Origin of the sequence: Streptococcus intestinihominis, from assembly GCF_046824975.1 — a bacterium.
Taxonomy (GTDB): Bacteria; Bacillota; Bacilli; order Lactobacillales; family Streptococcaceae; genus Streptococcus.
Genome location: NZ_JBKQBL010000001.1, coordinates 130192 through 132796, shown reverse-complemented (window position 1 = coordinate 132796; position 2605 = coordinate 130192). Strand labels below are relative to the sequence as shown.

Sequence of the window (2605 nt, the reverse complement as noted above, 5' to 3'; positions counted from 1 at the left end):
GAAGCTGAAAATCCTGTTCTTCCAAATCGTCCTGAATACCATACACCGGTATCTCCATCTCCAGAGAAAGTCCTTCCTCCACAAACTGCTAAACCGACGTCACAACTTCTTGCTCAAAAGAAAGAAGAGCCAGAGGTTCAAGCTTTAGCTCCTCATCCTGACTCTGCGTCAGTTGAACATGGAGAAGAAGCAAGTCCAGCTCGCGCGCTTCCTGAAACAGGAGAAGCGAGCTCCAACCTCACTAGCTTAGCTGGGCTCCTTCTCTTAGGAGGTCTCGGGTTAGGAATGGCTAAGAACGGGAGAAAAGAAGAATAAGATCTTCTAGATAGGATTTAAAAATAGTTTTTAAATCCTACATAAAACCAGCCCTTTTGGGCTGGTTTTTGTGATAGAATAGAGAAGAAGCAGCGTACCGTATTAATTAGTTTTGGGAGGCAACATGTCTACATCTTTCAAAGGAACCGTGATGACTGTGATTGCTGGAATTGCCTGGGGGCTTTCTGGAGTCAGCGGGCAATATTTGATGGCCCACGGTTTTTCAGCTATCGTTTTAACCAATATTCGTTTACTAATTTCAGGTGGTGTCCTCCTTCTCTTTGCTTATCTGTCCGATAAGGAGAAGTTTGTTGCCTTTTTTAAGGATAAAAGCTCTTATATCTCTTTGATTCTCTTCGCCTTTTTTGGCTTGCTATTGACTCAGTTAACCTATCTGATCGCTATTGCAGAAACTAATGCTGGAACTGCAACAGTGCTTCAATACGTTTGCCCGGTTGGTGTTTTAGCCTATACCTGCATTAAGGACCGCGTTGGGCCTACTGTCTCAGAGATTGCTTCTATGCTGTTAGCAATTGGGGGGACCTTCCTGATTGCAACCCATGGACAGTTGAATCAATTGGCTATTACGCCCAAGGGTCTAGGCTGGGGCCTATTTTCTGCCTTTGCCTACGCTCTCTATATCATTTTACCCCTCAATTTAATCAAAAAATGGGGAAGCATGCTGGTTATTGGGGTAGGCATGCTCTTGCCAGGGATTCTCATGCTCCCTTTTAGTGGCTTGGTATCCTTTCAAGGACACTATTCTTCGGATAACCTCTGGGCCCTCTTTGGCTTGATTGTGTTAGGAACCATTTTTGCATATACGGTCTTTCTTAAAGGAACCTCGATGGTCGGGGCAGTCAAGGGGAGTTTATTAGCTTCTATTGAGCCTATTTCCGCTGTATTTTTTGCCTATATGATCATGAACGATCAGTTCTATGCGATTGATTTTATAGGGATGGGGATGATCCTGCTAGCAGTTCTTCTGATTTCTCTAAAAGACCTCATTATTCAAAAAGAAAAAGGAATTCTATAAAAAAGATGCTGGGTGTTTGCCCAACATCTTTTTTAGGTCATTTGCCAGAAATAGTCGATGATATAGGTGAGACCATAAGTGTAGATGACCAGAGTAATCGGTTTACAGAGAATAATAATGGTCATATAGCGCTTAAAGGTCATATTGGTTAATCCAGCTAGCATGCAGAGAAAGTCCGCTGGACTGATGGGCCAGATCATCATGAAGATGAAGAAGCGATCAAACCGTTTGCCTTCGTTGAGCCAATTAATATACTTGTCGTATGTCTTCTGGCTGACCATAGACTGGACAAATTTAGGCCCGTACATTCTCGCGAGGTGGAAGATGATGGCACAGCCAATGACGATGCCGATGTAGTTGTAGATGGTCCCGATGATGTGGCCATAGATAAAGACACCAGCAACAGATGTTAGAGCGCCAGGAATAATAGGGACCACTGTTTGAAGAATCTGAAGAAAGATAAAGAGAGGGGGTCCGAAGATACCTGCTTGGAGAATAAAAGCTGACAAGGTTTCCTTGGATTGGAGAATGCCAGCAAAGTAGGCCCAGATACAGAATGCAAGGGTTGCCAGGGCCCCGATGATGGAGGACCAATTAATGACTTTTTGGAGGAGAGGGGAGACCTCCCTCAATTTTTTTTCTTTTGTTATCATAACTCTTCCGCGTATTTTTTTCTTCTACTATACCACGTTTTTGGAACTTTGTAACGATTTTGTCTATTTTAGGGAATATCAAAGAGATAGAATGGGTCCTCTTACAAAGGGGAGACAACGAAGCAAGTGCAAAATACGTCTATTTATGCTACAATGAAGAGAATATAAAAAATGGAGAAAAACGTGTCAATCGAAAATTACAAACCAGATTTTGCGGTGGAAGCAGCCTATGATCTCACCGTTGCAGACTTGAAAAAACAAGGTATCAAGGCGGTCCTTGTGGATTTGGATAATACCTTGATTGCTTGGAATAATCCGGATGGGACTCCCGAGATGCGCCAGTGGTTGCATGACCTTCGTGATGGGGGGATTCGGGTTATCGTGGTGTCCAATAATAGCCCCAAACGGGTCAAGCGCGCGGTTGAGAAATTTGATATTGACTATGAAGCCTGGTCGCTCAAGCCCTTTACCTTTGGGATTAATCGGGCTCTCAAACGTTTCCACTATGAGAAAAATGAAGTGGTCATGGTCGGGGATCAACTGATGACGGATATCCGTGCTGCCCATCGTGCAGGCATTCGTTCGATTTTGGTCAAGCCTT

At 43.7% G+C, this 2605-nt stretch carries 4 protein-coding genes; 3 read left to right on the top strand and 1 reads right to left on the bottom strand.

Going from position 1 to position 2605, the window contains the following annotated elements; genetic code table 11:
* Positions 1-315: LPXTG cell wall anchor domain-containing protein (locus tag ACLOR3_RS00745; protein ID WP_412036891.1), on the top strand; the 315-nt coding region annotated here is incomplete at its 5' end.
* A 124-nt stretch (positions 316-439) separates the two neighbouring features.
* Entirely contained in the window at positions 440-1351 is a 912-nt protein-coding gene (locus tag ACLOR3_RS00740) for a DMT family transporter (protein WP_411399999.1), read from the top strand.
* A 32-nt stretch (positions 1352-1383) separates the two neighbouring features.
* Here the strand turns inward: ACLOR3_RS00740 and ACLOR3_RS00735 are convergent, their stop codons facing one another.
* Complete coding sequence (locus ACLOR3_RS00735; protein WP_411399998.1) at positions 1384-2004, bottom strand: TVP38/TMEM64 family protein; 621 nt, start codon at positions 2002-2004, stop codon at positions 1384-1386.
* A gap of 183 nt (positions 2005-2187) precedes the next feature.
* Here ACLOR3_RS00735 and ACLOR3_RS00730 point away from each other — a divergent pair.
* A partial coding sequence (locus ACLOR3_RS00730; RefSeq protein WP_412036890.1) for a YqeG family HAD IIIA-type phosphatase occupies positions 2188-2605 on the top strand: 418 nt, incomplete at its 3' end.